The organism is Corynebacterium hesseae (genome assembly GCF_037850265.1).
In the GTDB taxonomy this organism is placed as follows: Bacteria; Actinomycetota; Actinomycetes; order Mycobacteriales; family Mycobacteriaceae; genus Corynebacterium; species Corynebacterium hesseae.
Map to the genome: position 1 here is coordinate 2323915 of NZ_CP137211.1, position 21321 is coordinate 2345235.

23 protein-coding genes and 1 tRNA gene are annotated in these 21321 nt (G+C 62.9%); 11 read left to right on the forward strand and 13 right to left on the reverse strand.

Going from position 1 to position 21321, the window contains the following annotated elements; genetic code table 11:
- Window positions 1–52: 52 nt before the first annotated feature.
- Window positions 53–1798: a pyruvate dehydrogenase gene (locus R3O64_RS10965; protein WP_339016907.1), complete on the reverse strand. Its 1746-nt coding sequence runs from the start codon at window positions 1796–1798 to the stop codon at window positions 53–55.
- Between the two features lie 169 nt (window positions 1799–1967).
- Here R3O64_RS10965 and R3O64_RS10970 point away from each other — a divergent pair, with 169 nt between their 5' ends.
- Both R3O64_RS10970 and R3O64_RS10975 read left to right on the forward strand, forming a co-directional pair.
- Window positions 1968–3467 (forward strand): MFS transporter, encoded by a 1500-nt coding sequence (locus tag R3O64_RS10970; protein ID WP_339016908.1) that lies wholly within the window; start codon window positions 1968–1970, stop codon window positions 3465–3467.
- Window positions 3454–3981 (forward strand): TetR/AcrR family transcriptional regulator, encoded by a 528-nt coding sequence (locus R3O64_RS10975; protein ID WP_070684868.1) that lies wholly within the window; start codon window positions 3454–3456, stop codon window positions 3979–3981. The genes R3O64_RS10970 and R3O64_RS10975 overlap by 14 nt, the downstream gene beginning before the upstream one ends.
- Window positions 3982–4011: 30 nt before the next feature.
- Here R3O64_RS10975 and R3O64_RS10980 read toward each other — a convergent pair.
- Window positions 4012–4084, reverse strand: a tRNA-Thr gene (locus R3O64_RS10980).
- A 186-nt stretch (window positions 4085–4270) separates the two neighbouring features.
- Here R3O64_RS10980 and thrE point away from each other — a divergent pair.
- Genes thrE through otsB form a run of 5 tightly spaced genes read left to right on the forward strand, consistent with a single transcriptional unit; the run spans window position 4271 to window position 9077 of the window.
- Window positions 4271–5947, forward strand: a complete 1677-nt coding sequence (thrE, locus tag R3O64_RS10985; protein WP_070684905.1) for a threonine/serine exporter ThrE — start codon at window positions 4271–4273, stop codon at window positions 5945–5947.
- A 50-nt stretch (window positions 5948–5997) separates the two neighbouring features.
- Window positions 5998–6357, forward strand: coding sequence for a hypothetical protein (locus R3O64_RS10990; RefSeq protein WP_070522844.1), 360 nt, complete (start codon window positions 5998–6000; stop codon window positions 6355–6357).
- A 2-nt stretch (window positions 6358–6359) separates the two neighbouring features.
- Window positions 6360–7781 (forward strand): alpha,alpha-trehalose-phosphate synthase (UDP-forming), encoded by a 1422-nt coding sequence (locus R3O64_RS10995; protein ID WP_144268909.1) that lies wholly within the window; start codon window positions 6360–6362, stop codon window positions 7779–7781.
- On the forward strand, window positions 7778–8302 hold the full coding sequence (locus R3O64_RS11000) for a hypothetical protein (RefSeq protein WP_070522838.1): 525 nt from the start codon (window positions 7778–7780) through the stop codon (window positions 8300–8302). The genes R3O64_RS10995 and R3O64_RS11000 overlap by 4 nt, the downstream gene beginning before the upstream one ends.
- Window positions 8303–8333: 31 nt before the next feature.
- On the forward strand, window positions 8334–9077 hold the full coding sequence (gene otsB, locus R3O64_RS11005; RefSeq protein ID WP_070522835.1) for a trehalose-phosphatase: 744 nt from the start codon (window positions 8334–8336) through the stop codon (window positions 9075–9077).
- Here otsB and R3O64_RS11010 read toward each other — a convergent pair.
- A complete protein-coding gene (locus R3O64_RS11010; protein ID WP_070522832.1) occupies window positions 9074–10159 on the reverse strand; it encodes a LacI family DNA-binding transcriptional regulator in 1086 nt (361 codons plus the stop codon). The genes otsB and R3O64_RS11010 overlap by 4 nt on opposite strands.
- A gap of 72 nt (window positions 10160–10231) precedes the next feature.
- On the opposite strand from R3O64_RS11010, the gene R3O64_RS11015 reads away from it, so the two are divergent.
- From R3O64_RS11015 to R3O64_RS11030, 4 genes are read left to right on the forward strand one after another with little or no spacing between them, the layout of a single operon-like run.
- The gene (locus tag R3O64_RS11015) at window positions 10232–11335 is read left to right on the forward strand and encodes a metal ABC transporter solute-binding protein, Zn/Mn family (RefSeq protein ID WP_070522828.1); all 1104 of its coding nucleotides are present in this window, start codon (window positions 10232–10234) and stop codon (window positions 11333–11335) included.
- Window positions 11336–12037, forward strand: coding sequence for a metal ABC transporter ATP-binding protein (locus R3O64_RS11020; RefSeq protein ID WP_339016909.1), 702 nt, complete (start codon window positions 11336–11338; stop codon window positions 12035–12037). It abuts the gene before it with no gap.
- The gene (locus R3O64_RS11025) at window positions 12015–12977 is read left to right on the forward strand and encodes a metal ABC transporter permease (RefSeq protein WP_186312193.1); all 963 of its coding nucleotides are present in this window, start codon (window positions 12015–12017) and stop codon (window positions 12975–12977) included. The genes R3O64_RS11020 and R3O64_RS11025 overlap by 23 nt, the downstream gene beginning before the upstream one ends.
- A 9-nt stretch (window positions 12978–12986) precedes the next feature.
- The gene (locus R3O64_RS11030) at window positions 12987–13826 is read left to right on the forward strand and encodes an alpha/beta hydrolase family esterase (RefSeq protein ID WP_070522820.1); all 840 of its coding nucleotides are present in this window, start codon (window positions 12987–12989) and stop codon (window positions 13824–13826) included.
- Between the two features lie 51 nt (window positions 13827–13877).
- Here the strand turns inward: R3O64_RS11030 and R3O64_RS11035 are convergent, their stop codons facing one another.
- The 10 genes from R3O64_RS11035 to R3O64_RS11080 form a co-directional block, all read right to left on the reverse strand.
- A complete protein-coding gene (locus R3O64_RS11035) occupies window positions 13878–14141 on the reverse strand; it encodes an ATP-binding cassette domain-containing protein (protein ID WP_339016910.1) in 264 nt (87 codons plus the stop codon).
- Between the two features lie 305 nt (window positions 14142–14446).
- Window positions 14447–15097: an AAA family ATPase gene (locus R3O64_RS11040; RefSeq protein WP_010188886.1), complete on the reverse strand. Its 651-nt coding sequence runs from the start codon at window positions 15095–15097 to the stop codon at window positions 14447–14449.
- Window positions 15094–15828, reverse strand: a complete 735-nt coding sequence (locus R3O64_RS11045) for an AAA family ATPase (RefSeq protein WP_010188884.1) — start codon at window positions 15826–15828, stop codon at window positions 15094–15096. The genes R3O64_RS11040 and R3O64_RS11045 overlap by 4 nt, the downstream gene beginning before the upstream one ends.
- Before the next feature lie 18 nt (window positions 15829–15846).
- Window positions 15847–16797, reverse strand: coding sequence for a 23S rRNA (guanosine(2251)-2'-O)-methyltransferase RlmB (gene rlmB, locus R3O64_RS11050; RefSeq protein WP_070562308.1), 951 nt, complete (start codon window positions 16795–16797; stop codon window positions 15847–15849).
- Window positions 16798–16856: 59 nt separating this feature from the next.
- Window positions 16857–18263, reverse strand: a complete 1407-nt coding sequence (gene cysS, locus R3O64_RS11055) for a cysteine--tRNA ligase (RefSeq protein WP_070522808.1) — start codon at window positions 18261–18263, stop codon at window positions 16857–16859.
- Between the two features lie 33 nt (window positions 18264–18296).
- Window positions 18297–19019 (reverse strand): hypothetical protein, encoded by a 723-nt coding sequence (locus tag R3O64_RS11060; protein ID WP_144691917.1) that lies wholly within the window; start codon window positions 19017–19019, stop codon window positions 18297–18299.
- A gap of 12 nt (window positions 19020–19031) precedes the next feature.
- On the reverse strand, window positions 19032–19232 hold the full coding sequence (locus R3O64_RS11065; RefSeq protein ID WP_144676665.1) for a hypothetical protein: 201 nt from the start codon (window positions 19230–19232) through the stop codon (window positions 19032–19034).
- Between the two features lie 28 nt (window positions 19233–19260).
- Entirely contained in the window at window positions 19261–19752 is a 492-nt protein-coding gene (gene ispF / locus R3O64_RS11070) for a 2-C-methyl-D-erythritol 2,4-cyclodiphosphate synthase (RefSeq protein ID WP_070562317.1), read from the reverse strand.
- Window positions 19745–20506: a 2-C-methyl-D-erythritol 4-phosphate cytidylyltransferase gene (gene ispD / locus R3O64_RS11075; RefSeq protein WP_070522801.1), complete on the reverse strand. Its 762-nt coding sequence runs from the start codon at window positions 20504–20506 to the stop codon at window positions 19745–19747. Before ispD ends, ispF begins: the two co-directional genes overlap by 8 nt.
- Window positions 20478–21062: a CarD family transcriptional regulator gene (locus R3O64_RS11080; protein ID WP_070522798.1), complete on the reverse strand. Its 585-nt coding sequence runs from the start codon at window positions 21060–21062 to the stop codon at window positions 20478–20480. Before R3O64_RS11080 ends, ispD begins: the two co-directional genes overlap by 29 nt.
- Window positions 21063–21321: the final 259 nt, after the last annotated feature.

The following is a 21321-nucleotide window of genomic DNA, read 5'->3' on the forward strand; positions in this document are numbered from 1 at the left end:
AAAAGTATGCCGGAGGGAAGGCGGGGGTCACGGCCGAATGCCGAAAGTCCGCTTAGAAGTCCTGCGGGCGCGGGATGTTGCGCAGGTTGGACTTCGCCATGGTGAGCATCTGGCCCACGCCGCCGCCGAAGACGGTGCGGGTTGCCGCCTTGGAGAAGCCGAGCAGCTGCTCAAAGGTCAGTGTGGGTGGCAGGGAGAGGGCGTTGGGGTCGGTGACGACGTCGATAAGCACAGGCCCGTCGTAGGCCAAGGCCTCCTTGATGAGGCGCGGCGCGTCCTTCGGGTCCTCGATGCGGAAGTGCTTGATGCCCGCGCCCTCCGCAATCTTGGCGTAGTTCACGTGCTCGTGGTCGGTCTCGTGCTCCGGGAGGCCCTGGACCAGCATCTCCAGCTTGACCATGCCGAGGGAAGAGTTATTGAACACAAACATCTTCACCGGCAGGTTGTGCAGCTTCACCGTGAGCAGCTCGCCCATGAGCATGGACAGACCGCCGTCGCCGGAGAACGTAATGACCTGGCGGCCCGGGTTCGCCGCCTGCGCGCCGAGAGCCATCGGCAGAGCATTGGCCATGGTGCCGTGGCGGAAGGAACCAATCTGCTCACGCTTACCATTCGGGGTGATGTAGCGCGCGCCCCAAACATTGCACATGCCGGTATCGACGGTGAAGATGGCGTCCTCATCGGCCTGCTGATCGATGAGATCGGCAATGTACTCCGGGTGGATCGGGGTGTGCTTCTCCACGCCGGAGGTATAGGCCTCGACTACGTGATTCAGCTTGTCGTAGTGCTTCTTGAGCATCTTGTCCAGGAAGGAGCGGTCCTTCTTCTCCTCCACGTGCGGCAGGATGTTCTCGATGGTGGCGGCGACATCACCGGTCACCGGGTACTTGATGCGGGTGCGGCGACCGATGTGGGAGCCGTCGATGTCAACCTGCGCCACGTTGGCATCCGGCAGGAAGTCGTTGTAGGGGAAGTCCGTGCCCAGCAGGATGAGCAGGTCTGCTTCGTGGGTGGCCTCGTGTGCTGCACCGTAGCCGAGCAGGCCGGACATGCCGACGTCGAAGGGGTTGTCGTACTGGATGTACATCTTGCCACCCAGGGCGTGGCCGATGGGGGCCTTGATCTTTTCGGCGAGCGCGAGGACCTGCTCGCGGGCGTTCTTCACGCCGGCGCCGACGAAGAGGGCGACGGTCTTGGCCTCGTTGATGGCCTGGGTCAATGCGGCGGCCTCGGCAGGATCCGGGAAGACGACCGGGCAGCCGGCGGAGATAACAGAGGAGGTGAAGGTATCATCCTCGGCCTCCTGCGTGGACACATCGCCCGGGATAACGAGGACGGACACTCCCTTGCCCGCCATGGTGCTCTGGATGGCGTGGTGCAAGACCACGGCACCTTGGTCAGCGGAGTTCACCATCTCGCAGTAGCTCGAGCACTCTTGGAAGATGGCCTCCGGGTGGGTCTCTTGGAAGAACTTCGAGCCGATCTGGCGGGAAGGAATGTGGCTGGCCAGGGCGAGGACCTTGGCGCCGTTGCGGTGGGCGTCATAAAGTCCCTGAATAAGGTGCGTATTTCCCGGGCCGCAGGATGCGGCGCACACGGCAAGGTTGCCGGTGGTGAGGGAATCGGCCTCCGCGGCAAACGCTGCGGCCTCCTCGTTGCGAACGTGAACCCATTCGATGGAGGACTTCCGCACTGCGTCCACGATGGGGTTGAGGGAATCGCCGACGAGGCCGTAGATGCGTTTCACACCCTGGGCTTCCAAGGTTTCTACTAATTGTGTGGCGTAATTGCGTGCCATGATTTACCTCTCTAACTTTTGCCGTTAACGGCCCCCAGTGTTCCCCCTTTAAGGCGCGTTTCGCCACCATAAAGCTGACTTCTCACGTCCTAGAAACTTTGTGACTGCGACAACAACTCGACCTTCTAAGCTTTGAAACTGTAACGACCGTTCGCTATAGTTTCGAACCATGTCAGACCTCCACGTGAAAGCCTCCGCCGAATCCCTCCGCGCCTCCGCTACGCGCCGGTGGACCTTTTTTGGCGTCATTTCCCTGGGCCTGCTCATGATCGGCTTAGACAACTCAATCCTCTACACCGCGCTACCGGTGCTCTCCGATCAGCTCCACGCCACCTCGCTGCAGCAGCTGTGGATCATCAACGCCTACGCGCTCATGCTGGCCGGCCTCCTGCTGGGAACCGGCACGTTGGGCGATAAAATCGGGCACCGCCGCATGTTCGTCATCGGCCTGTGGATCTTCGGCATCGCATCACTGGCCGCAGCGCTAGCGCCCGGCGCGTGGGAATTAGCCGCGGCTCGCGCCTTTTTGGGCCTCGGGGCCTCCATCATGATGCCCGCAACCCTCGCCCTGATCCGGTTGACCTTTGAGGATGAGATTGAGCGCAATACAGCCATCGGCATTTGGGGCTCCATCGCCGTCGTGGGTGCGGCGGCCGGCCCCACGGTGGGTGGCTTCTTGCTGGAGCATTTTTGGTGGGGCTCGGTCTTCTTGGTCAACGTGCCCATCGTCATCATCGCGCTCATCCTCACGGCCTTCCTCGCCCCGCCGAATATGGCGAACCCGGCGAAGCACTGGGATTTCCTCTCCTCGCTGTATGCGCTCATCACGCTGGCCTCGCTGATACTCGTCATCAAGTCGGTGGCCAGCGCCCACCTCAACGCCATGCTCATCGGCGGCGCGCTAGCCGCCTGCCTCATCGGCGCCATCCTCTTCACCCGCCGCCAGCACAAGCTGAAGGAACCACTCCTCACCTTCGATATTTTCCGCTCCCCCATCTTCAGCGGCGGCGTCTTGGCTGCGGCGGGCGCCATGTTTGGCATGGCGGGACTAGAGATGACCACAACGCAGAAGCTCCAGCTGGTGGACCTGTATTCCCCGCTTCATGCCGGGCTCATCATTTCCCTCATCGCGCTGGCGGCGCTGCCAATGTCCGCGTTGGGTGGTGCCAACCTCCACCGTTGGGGTTTCTTGCCGATCATCGCCGGTGGCTTCCTCTTCATGGCGGCGGGCATCGGCTGCGTGGTGTGGGGCGGCACGCACAACATCTTCCCCGCATACCTGGCGGGCCTATTCATCACCGGAATCGGCGCGGGGCTTGTCATGTCAGTCTCCTCCACCGCCATCATCGGCGCCGCCCCCGCCTCGCGCTCCGGCATGGCCGCCGGCGTAGAGGAGGTCTCCTATGAATTCGGCACGCTGCTCTCGATTGCGATCACCGGTTCCGTACTCCCCATGGTGTACAAGAGCGGTCTGCCCGAAGACGTCCAAGACCTAGGCATGGAAGCGCTCCACACCCCGGCGCTCGCGGAGGTTGCCGGCCCCGCCTATACCGACGCTTACCTGGCCACCGCCGCAGGACTCGGCGTAGTCATGCTCGTCTTCGCCGCGGTCACCGGCTGGTGCTTCCGCACCAACCCCACGTCAGGAGGTGCCGATGCCTCGCACTAGTAAAAAGGTCGAAGCGCTCGACATGGCGCTCACCATCATCGAGAAGGACGGCGTCCACGCGCTCACTTATGATTCCTTGGCCACGGCCACGGGCATGAGCAAGTCTGGGCTCATCTACCACTTCCCCACCCGGCACCAGCTGCTCATAGACTGCCATTCGTTGTGCGCGGAGCGCTGGGAGGAGGAGCTTATCGCACTCTCCGACGGCAAGACGGCCGAGGAATTAAGCCCGCGCCAGCGCTACCGTGCCGCGTTGGAATCAATGGGCAAGAATGATCCGCTCATTGAGCTGCTGATGTCCATCCACGCGCAGTCCCATCCGGATTTTCAGAAGGTGTGGAGGGATGTCGACGAGCGTTGGCTCCCCGATCCCGCTACGGAGGATGAATCCGTGGCGCTCGCGATGGTGATAGCGAACGGCCTGTGGGTCCATGATCACCTCACCGAGCGCCCCCTGTCACCGCAGCGACGCCGGGCGCTTATCGACGTCGCCCTAGGCCACCTCGCCGACTAAGAAAAATGGGCCTTTAAAAAGGCCCTTTTGAGCTGGAGACGAGACTTGAACTCGCAACCTACGCATTACAAGTGCGTTGCGCTACCAATTGCGCCACTCCAGCACCGCGGCTAATCCGCTAGAGGGAATCGTACCTGAGACCACCCCTCGGAAGGAAAGCCAGGGTGCTTGCGCTGCGAAAAAGCGAGTGTGAGGACCCCGAAAAGCACTGGCAGGTGCATAAATCGGCGGCAGTTACTAAAGTGCTGACTTACCGAACCCAGAAGTGTTGATGAGGTCTTTCTTTTCCGTGTCTGTTCTTTCTTCCTTGCGCCAGCGCCTGCTGTACCGTTCGGCCCCCGTCGCCACCATTGACGCCGCGAAGGCCGCACCACCGCCCTCCCCTCTTGCCCCGGTCGATCTCACCGACCCGGCCCAGGTCACGGGCGTCATGGAAATCGCCGCGCGCGTCGGCGAAATCCTGATTGCGGCTGGCTCCGCCAATACTGACGTCCAGGCGCAGATTCACCTCGTCGCATCCTCTTATGGTCTGCACTACTGTCACGTGTCCATCCTGATGAACACGATCACTATCCACACGGCTATTGGCACGGGTCCAGACCGGCGCAACCTCCACGTCTTCCGCGTGGCGCCGAGCATCGCTGTGGACTTCACCAAGCTGTCCGCCGTCGACCGCCTCATCCGCTCCATCCACTCCGGTGCCACGCCGCCGGCCATGGCGGAGAAGGTCCTGGATGATATCGACGCGATGAAAAACCCCTATTCCACGACCACCATCGTCAGCGCCTGGGGCGCCATGGGTGGGTTTATCGCCGTCATGCTCGGTGGTGATCTCCTCGTCGGCGTCATCACGTTCCTCATTTCGGCGCTCATCATGGGCACGAACATGTTCCTGGCCGGCTACCGCTTGCCGCCCTTCTATCAGAACCTCGTCGGTGGCTTGCTTGCCGTTGTCCCCGCGGCCATTCTCTACAACGTCTTCGCGGGTTTTGGTATCCACATTCTGCCTTCCCAGATCATCGGTTCGGGCATCATCGTGCTGGTGGCGGGACTGACCTTGGTGCAGTGCCTGGTGGACGGCATCACGCGCGCCCCCGTAACCTCCTCCGCCAAGTTCTTCGAGGCCCTCATGTCCACCGGCGCCATCATCGCCGGCGTGGGCCTGGGTATCCAGGTTGCCTCATGGGTGGGCTTTAGCCTGCCGCCGCTGGCGACGCTCGCGCCACCCGTCTATCACCAGATCCCGCTTCTGGTGCTGTGCGGCGGAATCGGCTCCGCCGCCTTCGCGTTGGCCTTGGGGGCTTCGTGGTCGGAGGTCACCATCTCCGGGCTCACGGCGGCCGCCGGTATGGTTTTCTACTACTTCCTCGTCGTCTTTTTCGGCGTTGGCGCTGTCGTGGCCTCCGGATTCTCGGCCGTGGCGGTAGGCCTCGCGGGTGGTCTCCTTTCCCGCCGCTACATGATGCCACCGCTCATCACCATGATCGTGGGCTATACCCCCATGCTGCCGGGCCTGACCTTGTATCGCGGCATGTACGCCATGCTCAACGAACAGCTCATCACCGGCCTGACCAACCTGGCCAGTGCGCTTGCCATTTCCGGCGCGCTCGCCGCCGGCGTGGTCTTCGGTGAGCGCGTCGCCCGCCGCCTGCGCCGCCCGCAGTACTTCCGGCCTTATACCGCCTTCAAGCGCCTGGGAACCTTTTCCTTTTCACGGGCCACCCGTTTGGCGCAGCGAGCACGCATCCCCCGCGTCCCCATGTCCCCCTTCGCACCGCGCCACAACCTGCCGGCCCCGCCGCCGCAGTATGGCCCCAAGCCACCGACGCCCGCGCAGCAGGCGCGCTTCCAGCAGGGTGATGCCGTCACGGACATGTGGCCCGTCACCACGGAGTTTCCAGCGCAGCGCCCCACCTACACGGTGCCCGGCAAAGATGACCCGAGCGCCCCATCGGCGTCGCAATAGCGTAGAATAGCCGGTCTGAAAGCTTTCACACTTCATCCCAGGAGGACTCCGTGCCACCAAAGGTCACAGATACTCAGCCAGCGGCTGACCAGACTCATGCAGTAGAGGAAGAGACCGCCCGCTCCGCGCGCCGCGTCGTTGCCACCTATGCGGAGGATTTCCTTGACGGCGTGACTCTTATGTCGATGCTGGGCGTCGAACCGGAAGGCTTGGTGCACCGCAAGGTCTTGGCCGAGCAAGCCGATGCTGCTCCGAAGAAGTCCAGCAAGAAGTCAACGAAGAAGGCCTCCAAGAAGTCCAGCAAGAAGGCGACCAAGAAGGCTACGAAGAAAGCCTCAAAGAAGGCGACTAAGAAGAGCACCAAGAAGTCGACGAAGAAGGCGTCTAAAAAGTCCGCGAAGAAGGCCTAGCTATGTCCGGGCGCAGCAATAGCTTCGTAGTCGTGGCCAACCGCCTGCCGGTGGACCTCGAGACCTCCGCCGACGGCACCCGTGAATGGAAGGCCTCCCCCGGCGGTCTCGTCACCGCGCTTTCCCCTGTCTTGGAAGAACACCAGGGCTGTTGGGTGGGTTGGCCGGGCGTGGCCGACGAGGCCCCTGAGCCTTTCACCACCGACAACGGCGTCCTGCTTCACCCGGTACGCCTCACGCAAGAGGATTATGAAGCCTTCTACGAGGGCTTTTCCAATGCCACCCTGTGGCCGCTCTACCACGACCTCATCGTCACCCCCGTCTACAACCGCGATTGGTGGGATGCTTACCGCGAGGTCAACCTGCGTTTTGCCAACGAGGTAGCGGCTGTCGCCGCGGAGAATGCCACGGTGTGGGTTCAGGACTATCAGCTGCAGCTCGTGCCCGGCATCCTGCGCCAGCTGCGCCCCGATCTCACCATCGGCTTCTTCCTCCACATCCCTTTCCCCTCCCCGGATCTCTTCCGCCAGCTGCCGTGGCGTGAGGAGTTGGTGCGGGGGCTTCTCGACGCCAACCTGATCGGCTTCCACCTCGAATCCAACGCCCGCAATTTCCTAGAGCTCGCCCGCACCCAGGGCCTGAAGGTCGAAGGTGAAGTGAGCACCCGCGCGGTCACCGCGCGCATCGTGACCAGTAGTGGGCATTCCGTCGGAATCGGTGCCTTTCCCATCTCCATTGCGGCGGGTGAGTTCGCTGAAGGCGGTGATGCGGGGGACATCGCCCAGCTACGTGCGGAGTTGGGTAACCCCACGCACGTCATTTTGGGAGTCGACCGCCTCGACTACACAAAGGGCATCCTGCAGCGTCTTACTGCCTTCGAGGAGCTCCTCGAAACCGGGGCGCTGGACCCAGAAGAGGTGACCTTCGTGCAGCTGGCCACGCCCTCGCGCGAGCGCATCGACCACTACCGCGCCACGCGCTCGAAGGTGGAGGAAGCCGTAGGCCGCATCAATGGGCGCTTCGGGCGCCTCGGTGCGCCGGTGGTGCACTATCAGCACAGCTCCGTTCCGAAGGAGGTCCTGCGCCGCTACTACAGGCTCGCGGACATCATGCTGGTCACGCCATTTAAGGACGGCATGAACCTAGTGGCCAAGGAATACGTGGCCTCCCACGGCGATGGCTCCGGCGCGCTCGTGCTCTCCGAGTTCGCAGGTGCGGCGGCAGAGCTTACTCAAGCTAACCTGTGCAACCCCTTCGACATCGAATCCATCAAGCGCGCCCTGCTCTCCGCGGTCAAGGCGCTGGAGGAATCGCCTGAGACCATGCGCGAGCGCATGACTGCCATGAACGAGCAGGTGCGCCAGCATGATATCGCTTTGTGGTCGCAGTCCTTCCTCGGCGCGTTGGATCAGGAGGAAGCATGATGCGACGCCGCCCCGCCGCAGCGCTCACCGCTGTGCTCACCTCGGCGCTGCTCGCAAGTGGCCTCACCGGGTGCGGCTCCGCGGACGAGGAGCCCACGCCGCGCGGCGATGATCGCATCGTGGGCAAGGATTGGCAGGTCATCAACCTTTATACCTCCCCGGACGCGCCATCCTCCCTCCCAGCCGATACCGCGCAAGTGCCGCACATGAGTTTCGGTGAGCACACTGCCGTGGGCTCGACCGGCTGCGTCCCCTTCACCGCCGAGGTCTCCTTCCACAAAGGGAACAAGGCCTCCACGATCTGGGAGGGTGACGTGATGAGGGTAGAAAAAGCCACCTACGAGAGCCCACCGAACGGTGAAGACTGCGAGGGCTCGGTCAGGTGGGCCGATTCGCTCATGCGCAACCTCATCGCCGAAGGCCATGAATTCGACTTTGCGCTTAACCCCAACAACCAACTCGTATTGACGCTGCGCACCGACAAAGTGGATTCACCGATCATCCGGATGGCTTCGCTGTAGCCCTGAAGTTTTCAGCGCTAGGGTGGGGAGCATGATTGATGCTCTCGCCTCCACTGAACACCTCGCGGTTGTGTCCGATTTTGATGGCACCTTAGCGGGCTTCGCGCGCAACGCGTATGACGTAAAGCCGGAGCAGCGCTCACTCGACGCCCTGGCCACCCTAGCGGAGCTCCCGAACACCACCGCCGCGGTACTCTCCGGTCGGCATCTCGAAGGCTTAAAGCGGGTTTGCCCGCTGCGTGAACCGGTACTTTTGGGCGGCTCGCATGGCGCAGAGTCCTCTTGGGAGGATTCCGCCCTCACTCCGGAGATGGAAGCTCACCTGGCGAAGAAAGAAGCAGAACTCAAAGAAATCATCGCGCGCCACCCCGGCGCGGAACTGGAGGTCAAACCCTTCCAGCGCGTGCTGCACCTGCGGACGCTAGAGTTGCAGGATCCTGACGCGGCGGCCGCGGCCTATGCAGAAGGCGAGGCTCTCAGCGCCGATGGCTTCCCTAAGACTGCGGGCAAGTGCGTCGTCGAATTTTCCGCTACGCAGGCCACGAAAGGCACGTGGCTTGAGAAGCTTCGCCAGCGCGTCGGCGCCACGGCAGTGGTCTTCGTGGGGGACGACACCACCGATGAAGACGGCTTCGCCATGCTCAACCAACCGCCGGACCTCGGCGTCAAGGTCGGTGAGGGCGCAACGCAAGCGGCGCTACGCGTGCCCGATATCGCGGCGGTGACGGAGTTCCTCGAAGAACTCGCCGCCGCCCGCGCGCAGCACAGCGCTTAAGCCCCAGCCGGGGCCACGGTCCGCCCAGGATGGAAGGTGGTCTCCAACAACGCGCGCGGTACGTCGCCGCGCCCATCGATGAGACTGGCCAGCATGCGCCCGGCTGCCGCCCCCTTCTCCTTATTCGGCTGTACGACGGTACTCAGTCCCAGTGCTAGGGCCGGCGCGATGCCGTCGAATCCGGTGACGGAAAGCTGCTCCGGAACAGCAATTCCATGATCGCGGGCATAAGCTATCACGCCGAGCGCCATCGAGTCCGTCGTGCACAGCACCGCGGTGAGTTCGGGGTGGGCGCTCAGCAACTCTTCGGCTGCCGCATAGGCGGTGCGCGGGTCGTTGATGTGGCGCGTCACCACGGGGATATCTGAAGGATCGAGGCCCGCCTGCGCGAAGACGTCCAGCGCCCCCAGTACGCGCGAGCGCTGGACGTGCATGTCCGCCGCGGCGAGCTGTTCTGCCGTCACTTCGCCGTCGAGGCGCTCGCGGTGCAGGCGGATGGTGAGGATGCCGATGCGGGTATGGGAGGCGTCGACAAGCGCCTGCGCCGCCGGGGCGATCGCGGCGCGGTCGTCGATGCCCACGAAGGGCAGGCCCGAATCCGTGGGCTGGTCACACACCACCACCGGCAGACAGCGACGGCGCACGGCCTCCAGATAAGCATCGCCCGCCGCCACGGAATAGACCACGAAGCCATCAACCGCCGCCGACCCTACGAGTTGCGCCGCCTGGGCATCGTTGGGGGCGCCCACGGTATCCGGGCCGGCGGGAATCAAGGTAAGGGTCGTGCTCGCCCCCGCTGAAGCCTCCGCCATCCCGGCGAGGAAGTCCACGGAAGCCATGTCCTCGAAGGCATAGGACAGGTGCTCGGTGAGCAGGACCCCCAGCGACCCCTGGCGGCGCGTGCGCAGGCTGCGCGCGGTGGGATCCGGGCCGGTGTAGCCGCGCTCGGCCGCGGCAGCGAGGATGCGCTCGCGGGTGGCAGGCGCCAGCTGGTCCGGGCGGTTATACGCGTTGGACACCGTGGTGGGCGAAACCCCGAGTTCGGCAGCCAGGGAGGCCAGCGTCGTGCTGCGTTTGGACATGACGGTAACACTACCCGTTTTCAACTCATTATCATTTGACAACAATTTTCACTAAAGCGTAGAAATAGGGACATGACCACTTCCCACTCACGCCGTGCTTTCCGACGTCCCACCGCTCTCCTCTTCGCCGCCACCCTGGGTGCCGCAGCGCTGAGTGCCTGCTCCTCCGGTGATGACAGCGCCGCCGGCGGCTCGGATGCCGGCTCCGACAAGGAGACCATCCACGTCGTGGCCTCGACCTCCATCTGGGCCGACGTTGCCCAGGCCGTCGTCGATACCGCACAGACCGACGTCAACATCGACGTCCGCCCCATCGTGAGTGGCAATGGCGTGGACCCCCATCACTTCGAACCCACCGCGGCCGACATCGCGCGCGCTAACGACGCCGACGTCATCATCGCCGGTGGCGGCGGCTACGACGCATGGCTCTACCAGGCAGTCAAGAACCAGGACGAGATCATCCACGCCCTGCCGCTGACCGCGCATGACCATGGCGATCATGATCATGGAGAAGAACACGACCATGCGCACGAGGAACACGCGCATGACCACGACGAACATGGTCATGACGAGCATGACCATGGAGAAGGTCATGATCATGACCACGCTCACGAAGGCGAAACCGTGACCATGGACGAGGCCAAGAAGATCGCCGCCGAGCACCCCGAGCAGATCACCAACATCGATGGCAACGAGCACGTGTGGTACGACGCCGCGGCCATCGAGAAGGTGGCGACCGACGTAGCCAATCTCGTCAACGAGGCCAACCCGGAGGCCAAGGCCACCGCCGATCCTCTGGTCGAGCGCGTGGAGGGCCTGAAGGCACGCATCGAGAAGCTCCCGCAGCACAACTACGCGCAGACCGAGCCCATCGCGGACTACATCTTCAAATACACCGAGAGCACCGACGCCACCCCGGAGGGCTACCGCAAGGCCACCGTTGCTGAAGGCGAGCCCACCGCCGCCGACCTGGCGCACTTCCTCGAGGACATCAAGCAGGACAAGATCGACCTGCTCATCTTCAACCCGCAGACCGAAACCGACATGACCAAGCGCATTCGCACCGCCGCCGAGGACAAGAACATCCCGGTGGTAGAGATTGGTGAAACCCCGCCGGAGAAGACCAACTTCCTCGACTACTACGAAGAAGTCGTCAGCGCACTCGAGGCCGCATAAGTGCTCATTTCCTTTAAGAATGCCGCAGTAGAACCACTGTGGTCGGATATGAACCTCGCCGTAGACCGCGGCGAGTTCATCGCCGTTTTAGGCCCCAATGGCGTGGGCAAGTCCACGCTGCTGGGAACTATCCTGGGTACCCGCCAGCTCACCGCGGGCAGCGTGGACGTCGCGTGCCGCGTGGGCTTTATCCCACAGCAAAGGATGTTCCCGCAGGACCTGCCGCTACGCGCCCGGGATCTGGTGTCGCTGTCCCTCGCCCACGGCACGCTGCGCAACCGGCTCCCTGCCCGGGGACGCGTCGATGAACTCCTCGCCGAGGTCGGCGCCACCGGAATTGCCAACCGCCGCGTGGGCCAGCTCTCCGGCGGGCAGCAACAGCTCATTCGCCAAGCCCAGGCCCTAGCCAACGACCCAGAGCTCATCCTCGCGGACGAGCCGCTGTTGTCTTTGGATCCAGCGCGGCAGCAGGCGACCGTCGAGAAGCTCAATGCGTGGCGTCACGAACGCGGCACCTCCATCCTCTTCGTCACCCACGGCATCAATCCCGTGCTGGGTGTGGTGGACAAGGTGCTCTACCTCGCGCCCAACGGGCACATGTTCGGCACGGTGGATGAGGTCATGCGCTCGGAGGTGCTCTCGGAGCTGTACGGCTCGTCCGTGAAGGTCCTCAACGTCGATGGGAGGCTCATCGTTGTCTAAGTTCCTCGAGGACACCCAGTACCTGCTGGGCGTCGATTTCGTACAGGATGCACTGGTTGCTTGTGCGCTGCTGGGCATCCTGTCCGGAGTGATGACCTCGCTCATCGTGCTGCGCCAGATGTCTTTTTCCGTGCATGCCACCTCGGAGCTCGCGCTCATGGGTGCGGCCGCAGCGCTGTTGTTCGGACTGAACATCGGCTTCGGCGCGATTGCCGGCGCCATCGTCGCCGCCATCATTCTGGCGGTGCTCGGCCTCAAAGGCCAACAGGACAGCGCCATCGGCGTGGTCATGAGCTTTGGCCTAGGCTTGTCGGTGTTATTCCTGCACCTCTACCCTGGCAACGCCAACACCGCTATGACGCTCCTGACGGGACAAATCGTCGGCGTCTCCTCCGCTTCGGTGTGGTTACTCGCCGCCACGACCGCCATCATCGTCGCCGTAGTGGCGCTGTTCTGGCGCCCGCTGCTCTTCGCCTCTGCGGATCCCGTCATGGCCCAAGCCGCCGGCGTGCCGGTGAAGTCCCTAGCGGTCTGCTTCGCCATCCTCGTTGGTCTGACGGCCGCGCAGTCCGTACAGATCGTCGGTTCCCTACTCGTCATGGCGCTGCTCATCACCCCGGGCGCAGCGGCGGTACAGATTACCTCCTCCCCGCTGCGCGCGGTGGTGTGGTCCACCATCTTCGCGGAGGTCTCCGCCGTGGGCGGCCTGGTCCTCTCCCTGGCGCCGGGCCTGCCCGTCTCGGTCTTCGTCACGAGCATCTCTTTTGTTATTTACCTGGTCTGCCGCGGCATCGGCTGGGCTCGCAGCCGCAAGGCCGTCCGCGACGACGTCGCCGCCCGCCGCGCCTCCCAGGAACACTTCCGCGCCGCCACCGATCGCGCCGACGCCGAGACACACCACACCTCGACGCACGATGAGCACTGCGCGCATCAGGATTAGGCTAGATGCGTGACTTTGGAACGCCGTAGCCTCGAATTACAAGACCGCACCCGCACGTACCTCGTGTACCGCCCGAATGATGACGTCGAGCGCCAGAGAGACCTCCTCCTGTTCTTCCACGGCTCCCTGCAATCCGCGAACGTCATCCGCCGCTTCACTAACGGCACGTTCGATGACCTCGCCACCCGCCACGGCATGCTTGCGGTCTACCCCACCGGCGTGGAACAGCACTTTAACGATGCCCGCGCCACCCTGCCCGTCGCCGCGCGCGAGCTGGGCATCGATGACGTCGCCTTCACGCGCGCCATCCTCGACGAGCTGCGCGCGGAGCAGGAGATTAGCCGCGTGTTCCTCTGCGGCTTCTCCAACGGCGGGCAGATGGTTATCCGCTTGCTCTTCGACGCCCCCGGGCTTGCCGATGCCGCCTGCATCTTCGCCTCCACTCTCGGCGCCGGCGCCAACCATGCGCCCACCAATCCGGACTCGGCGTACCAACCCACCCCGGTCATGTTCGTCCACGGCACGGGCGACCGGCTCGCGCCCTATACGGGCGGAACGGCGGGCATTGACCCGAAGCGCACCCGCGGTGCCGTCACCGGCGCGCAGGAGAACGCCGCACGCTTCGCGGAGCTCAACCATGCCGCCGGCCCAGAGCGCACCCACCTTTTCCCCGACACCGTTGTCGACCGCTGGGAGCCGGCAGACGCCACCGGCGCGCCGGTCGAGCTCGTGAGCGTCGAGGGCATGGGCCACGTCATCCCGTCGGGCAACGAGCTGGACCCACGCCTGGGTAAAAACACGGATTCCTTCATCGCTGCCGAGCTCGTGGAGGAATTCTTCGGGCTCTAGACTGCACGTGCGCCCCATCGTGTCTCACTCCACTCAGCCCCAACCTCGGGTCTAGGCCGTTCGTAGGTGAGCGTCGAGAAGCAATAATTGTGGATTACCGACCAGTGCTTTGGCGATTCCTAGACGCTGTTTCATACCGAGCGAAGCATGCTCGCAGGAAACACTGTGGTGCAATGAAAGGCCTACAAGGGATAAAAGATCCTTCAGTTCATCATTCAGTGAACCTTGTTGTAGTGGTCGGCAATGTCGTTGACGATCGCGTAGAGGTCGCGTTCCATCGCGTAGGTTTTCTTTTCTCGCGTACTGACTAATCACACTTGCGACCCGTTGTTATCTAGAGAATTATTACGTCCCAGCGTGATGTTGCACACGTCTGTGCATGTATGTACTCTCGATGTCACGGTTTGCTGGCGAAGATTCTTCAAGTTACCCGCAGCTGAATCTGTACAAGGTGAAAACGGCAGGCAAAGGACCGAGTTGTCCTCGTCTCTAAGCCGTGGAACCCCAATCCTCCAGAACCTTGTATTCGGCACACGCACGCAATCTGAATGTTCAAGATGTGAAGTACTGGCCAGCAACCAAGAAGTAAAGATCGCCATCCAGCTTTCTCGGCCCTGAATCTAGCATCCGGAGGCGTAGAGAAACTCACGCAACGACTGAAACGCCAGCGTCTGTGTCACGTCGCGCAGCTCAAGGAAGAACCCATCTTCTGTAATTTCAACAATCCGCGCACCGGGGATGGCTGCCACAATCGGTGAGTGCGTCACCACGATGAACTGCGCACCCGCCTCCGCGGCGCGATGGATTTCCGCCATGAGCGTCATCTGCCGCACGAGCGAAAGCCCAGATTCCGGCTCGTCGAGGATGTAGAGCCCGCGCCCATCAAAGGAACGCTGCACGACGTCCATGACGGACTCGCCATGCGACATCGCGGTCGAACCAACGTTGTAGTGCGCCTCCGCTCGCAGGAAGTAGCCGTCCTTGGGCGCGGTACCTAGCCGCAGGCTCGCCCACCTCCGGAGGGGATTGATGGGACCGGCGGAGCGCTGCACACCCCATATCCCACCGCGCTCAGGAAAGCCGTACTCGAAGGCAATGCCCTCGGCGAGCGTCGACTTTCCTACCCCGTTGTCCCCGGTCAGCACGGTCACCGGCGCACGCAGGTCCAGTCCTTGGCGTCGCAGCGCCACGAAACCAGGAACGGAGGACACCCACTCAGGTCCGTGGCCGCCGTCCAGCGCGGCATAGGCGTCGACATAGAAGTCTCTCATTCGCCCTCCCCAATAAGAAACGCGGCGGTCCCCAATGGATCGGCAAGGAACTCGCGCGCGGCGTGGACAGCTTCCGTCGCTTCGGGAGCGACGGGCGCAATCCCCTTGTCGCCGAACGCGTAGACGGTCGCGCCTTGCATGCTGAGGAAGACTGGCGAGTGCGTCGCGAGGATGACCTGCGCGCCCTGGGCGGCGAGGCGCTCGAGCTGCGTGACAACCTCGACCTGCCGGGGATAGGACAAGCCGTCTTCCGGCTCGTCGAGAATGATCATTCCGTCAGAATGGAAGCGTCTCTCGACGAGGGCGAGCAGACCCTGGCCGTGGCTGAGAAACGGCAGGTCACTGAGCGGATCGGGATTCTCCGGGCTGTGGATCTGGTGGTGATACTCGCTCAAGTTGAGGAAGGTCTCGCCGCGCAAGAAGTACACGTCGCGCGGGTTGTGCGCCCGCGAGCAGATGAGCCACTCGGGATAGTCCTCGTCGCCGGTGGCAAACCGGGCGTGGCGCGAGCCGCCCTCGGGATTGACGCCAAGCCCCACGGCGATGGCCTCGAGCAGCGTGGATTTTCCGGCGCCGTTATCCCCCACGACGACGGTCACGGGCGTAGGCAAACGCAAGGCGCCGCCGGGCAGCGCTGCGATGAGCACGCCCAGGCGGCGCATGTGTTCCGGCACGCCGGGCAGTCCCTCCCCAATAAGCTCCGGGGCGGGACGCACACTCGTGAGGAACATGGCGGCGAAAGCGTGAGCCTACTTCTGGGCCGCGCGGCGCTGGCGGGCGAACTCCGAAAGGACCGCACCTGCCGCCACGGAGGCGTTGAGGGATTCAACCCAGTCGGTCATGGGGATGGACATGATGGCATCGCAGTTCTCGCGGACGAGGCGCGAGATGCCCTTGCCCTCAGAGCCGATGACGATGACGACGGGGTCAGTGCCGCCGTTGTAGGTGTCGAGCGTGTGCTCGCCTCCCGCATCGAGGCCGACGACCTGGTAGCCAGCCTTCTGGAACTCCTGAACCGTGCGGGTCACGTTGGTCACGCGCGCGACAGGCAGGCGTGCTGCGGTACCGGCCGAGGTGCGCCAAGCCACCGCGGTAACGGAGGCCGAACGGCGCTCCGGGATGATGACGCCGTGGCCGCCGAAAGCAGCGACGGAGCGGATAACCGCGCCGAGGTTACGGGGATCCGTAATGTTATCGAGGATGACGAACATACCCGGTTCCTGAGCATCGCGGGCCCGATCCATCAGGTCATGAACGTCGGCATACTTGTACGGCGGGATCTGCAGACCAATGCCCTGATGCATGCCGTTGCCGGTCATGCGGTCCATCTCGTGGCGCTGGACCTCAAGAATCGGGATGTTGCGGGTATTGCACATGGCTACGGCCTCAGACAGGCGGGCGTCGTTGCGCGTTCCCTGCACAATGTAGAGCGACGTTGCCGGAACCTTAGCGTGGAGGCACTCGATGACCGGGTTGCGGCCGACGACCATCTCCGCGGTCTCCTTGTGGTGGCGGCCCGAGTTGCGGCGTTCGCGCTCCAGCTTCGCCTTGTGCTTGGCGTGGTAGACGCGGTCCTCCGCCTTCGGCGTGGGCCCCTTGCCGGCTAGGCCCTTGCGGCGCTGACCGCCAGAGCCCTTCGTAGCGCCCTTCTTATTCGTCTTGCGGATACCTGCGCCGCCGCGGCCATGGGTACGTGCCATAATTCTTCTCCTTATGTTGTCCTCGGCTTCTGTGCTGTCCTAGGCCTTTGCCAAGGACGTTAATCCGCCAAGGACCAGGTGGGGCCGTCGGCGGTGTCGGTGATGGTAATACCCGCGGCTGCAAGGCGGTCGCGCACAGCGTCCGCAGTAGCCCAATCCTTTTCTGCGCGGGCGGTAGTGCGACGCTCCAACTCGGCTCGGACGAGGACGTCCAATGCCGCATCAGCGCCGCTTTCTTCGCCACTATCTTTCCACTGTTCATCGAGTGGATCAAAGCCAAGAACCGCAGCCATGACGCGCACCGCCCCGGCAAGGCGCTCGGCTTCCTCACGGTTGCCTTCTCCCAGCGCCTTATTGCCCGCGCGCACCGTGGTGTGGATTTCCGCCAGCGCCTTCGGGACAGCAATGTCATCGTTCATTGCGTCCTCGAAGGCCGCGGTCCACTGGCCCTTCTCGACGCCCTCGAACTTGCCCACAAAGTCCTCAATACGACGGTAGCCCGCCGCGGCCTCGGTCAGCGCTGCCTCAGAGTATTCGAGGACCGAACGGTAGTGCGCGGAACCCAGGTAGTAGCGCAGCTCCACCGGGCGGACGATCTCCAGCATGTTGGCAATGGAGAGTACGTTGCCCAAGGACTTCGACATCTTCTCACCGGCCATGGTGACCCAGTGGTTGTGCATCCAGTAGTTGGCGAACTTATCCCCCGCCGCATGGGACTGTGCGATCTCATTTTCGTGGTGCGGGAACTGCAGGTCCAAGCCACCGCAGTGGATATCGAACTCGCCGCCTAGGTAGTAAGTCGACATGGCCGAGCACTCAAGGTGCCAGCCCGGGCGGCCCTTGCCCCACGGTGTGGGCCAGGACGGTTCGCCCGGCTTAGCCGCCTTCCACAGCGCGAAGTCCTGCGGGCTGCGCTTGCCCACGGCATCGGACTCACCCTGCTCCATATCCTCGACGCGGTTGCCAGACAACGCGCCATAGTCCGAGCCTTCCGTGGCATTCCACGCGGCGACATCAAAGTAGACGGAACCAGCACCGTCCTCGCCAGGCACGGCATATGCGAAGCCGGCGTCGATAAGCCGTTGCATGTACTCCACCATCTGCGTCACAAAGCCCGTCGCTCGCGGCTCCACGGAGGGCGGCAAAACGCCCAGGGTGTTATAAGCCTTGGTGAACTCGCGCTCATAGGTGGATACCCACTCCCACCAAGGGCGGTTATTCTCGGCTGCCTTGGTGAGGATCTTGTCATCGATATCGGTGACGTTGCGCACCAAGGCCACGTCATAGCCCTGCGCAAGCAGCCAGCGGCGCAGGATATCGAAGGCAACGCCGGAGCGCAGGTGCCCAATGTGCGGCTGGGACTGCGGGGTGGCACCACACAGGTAGATCGACGCATGGCCGGGACGAACCGGCTCGAACTCACGTTGGCTGCGGGTGGCGGTATCAAAAATGCGCAAAGTACTCACCCGGCCTAGTCTAATTGACCCGCAAGTAGGAATTCACCACGGCCGATGGTCACGCGTATGAGAAACGGACGCAGTGCCTGTCCACTCAACGGAGTATCCCATCTGCCGCAAGACTTGCGCAGCTCGCTCAGGATTATCAGCTACTGCTCCGCGCAACTGTTCATCGAGCCACTTTTCCCGACTATCTGTGAGAACGCTTTTCCAGCCGGGCCGCGATCGGAAACCGCATTCCGCGAAAAGGAAGAAAAAGTAATCCTCCAAAGACACCCGAAACCGTCTGCCGCCTACAGGAAAATGTATGTCCTCAATCTTTCCCTTCTTCCGCCGATTCTTCACTCCGGAAAAATTTTTCATTAACGCAGGACTCAACAAGCCAGCCACTCCTGAATGATGAATATGGGCAGTCGGAGCGACACGATTGTCTCGCTCGTACTCGAAACGCACGCCCGGAGCAGTCCCCACCCGTAGCTCAAACTTGCTCGATTTTACGCTGAGGGACAATTCATCAGGTGAAAGGACCGTGTGAAAGCGAACCACAGATTCGAAAAGGTCACTGTAGGAAACACTATGGCTACTATCGCTTCCTACGCCGTAAACCAGCGGTGCGTGCAATTCCAATAGTGCAGATCCATCGTCTGGGTTGAGATCCGTCCATACCTGAATATCGGAGTCTTTATTGAGGGGCAACACTTTCAGGTGCAAGGCATGCACCCAATTAAAGAATTCCGCTGTCAGCTGTTGCCCGATTCCCCCCAAGCAGACCACCGCTTAACGTTCAAGCATAAGCTCGACGCGTCGGAGCTCGTCATATAAAGCGCGCTCCGCTTTCGAAAAGCGACCGGACTCTGCAAGCATCCGCAAATCTTCAGAGCTAAGGTTTTCACCAACCGCAGCTTCCAAGGCGTGCAGGAGTTCGTCGTGCCGAGCACGAAGTGCCTCGGTATTGGTAATTCGCATTGTCAAAGCCACAGCGTCCTCCTTTTCTGATGACTTTACGTTAGGAATTGGGAGCGCGCCAGACCACGGCGGTTGCCACGGCAGCGCGGCCCTCCTTGCGGCCGGTGAAGCCGAGATGATCCGTCGTCGTAGCGGAAACAGACACCGGTGCGCCGAGGATGTCACTCAGCACGGACTCGGCTTCCTTCCGCCGCGGTCCCATCTTGGGGCTCTGCCCAACCAACTGTGCGGCGGCGTTGCCGATAATGAAGCCTTCCTTCTCCAGCAGCTCGCGGCACTCGCGCAGCAGCTGGGCACCGGAGACCCCGTCGTACTCTGGCCGGCCCACGCCGACGAAGGAGCCGAGGTCGCCGAGGTTGGAGGCGGAGAGCAAGGCGTCGACAAGCGCGTGGCTCACCACATCACCATCGGAATGGCCCTCGCAGCCATCCACGTCCTCGAAGAGGAGACCTGCGATCCAACAGGGTTTTCCAGGCTCGATCTGGTGGGCGTCGGTGGCGATTCCCACGCGCGGGATAATCGGGTTAGTCACTAGGCACCTCGAAGATGGTCGGTTCGGCCTCATCCGTCACGGCCTTGGCCAGGACGAGGTCAATGGGGGTGGTGATCTTGAACGCGAAGGTATCTCCCTGCACGGTCTCCACGCGCTCGCCGTGCCATTCCATGAGGCTGGCGTCATCCGTGGCGACGAAGTCAGGGTCCTGCGCCCAATAGTCTAGGTTGGCGCGGCGCAGCGCGGCCAGGTTAAAGCCCTGCGGCGTTTGCACAGCGCGCAGGCGGGAACGGTCAGGGGTGGACAGCACCGTCTGGCCCTCTACCTCTTTGATGGTGTCCGCAACGGGAAGGACCGGGATGACTGCGGTGGCGCCGTCGAGCACGCGCTTGGCGACGCGCGCGATCATCCCCGGCGGCGTCAATGCCCGGGCGGCGTCGTGGATGAGCACCACGGCGTCCTCTTCCGGGATTGCTTGCAATCCCGCCCAGACGGAATCGGCGCGCTCGCCCCCGCCGTGGACGATGCGAATGGGTACGTCAGAGTCGATGCGGCCGAGAATGCTGGAGGCATAATCTTCCATGGCCGGGCTGACCAGCACGATGATCTCATCAACGAATTCGGAGGTGATCATCGCCCGGACGGAGCGCTCCAAGAGGGTGCGCCCGCGTAGCTCCACGTAGGCCTTGGGAACATCTGCGCCGAGGCGTGTGCCCTGCCCGGCAGCCGCGACGAGAGCAATGACGCGGGGGGTGGGCTGGTCCTTAGTCTTCGTCGTCGAAGGAGAGGTCATCGAGATCGACGTCATTGTCAATGTCGGTGGTAATGGACTTGTCATCCACCAGGCCAGCGGCGCGGTGACGCTCGATGGTGGCGTTGATTTCCTCCATCATGGTGTCAGCCTTCTTCTCATCAACCGGCTTGGCCAGGGAGAGCTCACCGACCAGAATCTGGCGGGCCTTGGCCAGCATGCGCTTCTCACCAGCGGACAGGCCGCGGTCCTGGTCGCGGCGCCACAGGTCACGTACGACCTCGGCCACCTTGTTGATGTCGCCGGAGGCGAGGCGCTCCTGGTTGGCCTTGTAGCGGCGGGACCAGTTGCCGGCTTCCTCAACGTCTACTTCGCGCAGAACGGAGAAGACCTTCTCGAGGCCTTCCTTGCCCACGACATCACGCACGCCGACCATCTCAACGTTCTTGGAAGGCACACGGACCACGAGGTCGGACTGGTTGATTTGGAGAACGAGGTATTCGAGCTCCTCGCCGCCCATCTCCCGGGTTTCAATCGCCGTAATCTTGGCGGCGCCGTGGTGGGGGTAGACGACAACCTCTCCGACCTTAAATTCCATTGCCACTCCTTGTGAAGCCTTTGAGACGGTGCCCATCGTGTGCTCTCGGCGTACTCTCGGTGGGCCGCATATACAGGGAATCTATTCTAGCACGCAGCCATCGTGCCCCGCTCCCCCGCCCGGGTACCGCCTGCCCGCCGCTTTACACCACGGTGACGCCCTATAGAAAGCTCGGCTACCCCCGGTCTACCCAAGGGGTTTGCTGGAAACTGTGTGCTTTCTTCCCAGAGGTACTAGGCTAAAGCGTTGATAAGCTTTG